At 52.8% G+C, this 944-nt stretch carries 1 protein-coding gene; it reads left to right on the top strand.

Features of this window, described 5'->3' with window-relative positions; translation table 11 throughout:
- On the top strand, positions 1–944 hold a 944-nt coding region (locus E0L35_RS25330), incomplete at both ends, for a hypothetical protein (RefSeq protein WP_349304658.1).

A 944-nucleotide genomic window follows, 5' to 3' on the forward strand; every position in this document is an offset into this window, starting at 1 on the left:
AAACAGAACGCGGCGAACAGAATCGTCTGATTAACAGACTTAACCTGGAAATACAGATTTCCCGTACCGAACTCAGAAACAGCGGGCTGACAGAGCCTGCCCGCCGTGTGGCTGACCTTCTGAATATCGTGCTTCCTGACAACGCAACTTCGTACACACTACGTGACATCATCGAAGCGTTGCCGAAGGACAGTAATGCGGCATGGAAACTCACCAGTAATGCCATGTCGATGATGGCAGATATGCAGGCGACGCGCAGACGCTGGGAAGAGCTGAACACCGAACGAAAGGAAGCGATGAGCCATGCTGCCAGCCTGAAAAAATCATCGCCGTTTTCGTCCGGTTTTTCCCGTATTCCCCTGATGCAATGGGCGGCACCGGAATACCGTAGCGAACAGGGAAAAATCCAGTCGCTGAGCCAGCAAATGGAAAAATTGCGACAGCATTACCGGAAGGTGGAGAAACAGGACATTCCCGCGAGTCAGACGGCATTTGAAAAACAGTGGCAGCAGTGGGGGGCATCCGGCCTTGCAGCTCTCAGAGTCCAGTTGCTTAAACGTGAAGAGGAATTGCGCCGGAAGGAGCAGGAGGATACAGAACGTAGTCGCGCGGAGCGACGAGCGGAACAGCTCAGGAAAAATGACAATGCCGTTATGGATTCAGGGGTACTGAGCGCAGTCGTTACGGGGTATGGCGAGGCCCCCATGCCTGGTAACGGGGAAATGACCTGTTACCTTCTGCTTCACAACCGGAACGGAGAATACACGCTCTGGGGGAACGAGCTGGAGAAATACCGCACCAGAATCTTTGAGCGTGTTGATTTAATGCGTGACAGGAGTGGTTATATCTGTGACCGAAGCGAAATCGGTCAACATCCACCACTGCAACGTGTTTATTCCTCTGCGACCTTTGAGCAACTTCTGACGCAGGTTTGCCAGACATTG

Origin of the sequence: Halomonas sp. ATBC28 (assembly GCF_005937175.1) — a bacterium.
Lineage (GTDB): Bacteria > Pseudomonadota > Gammaproteobacteria > Pseudomonadales > Halomonadaceae > Vreelandella > Vreelandella titanicae.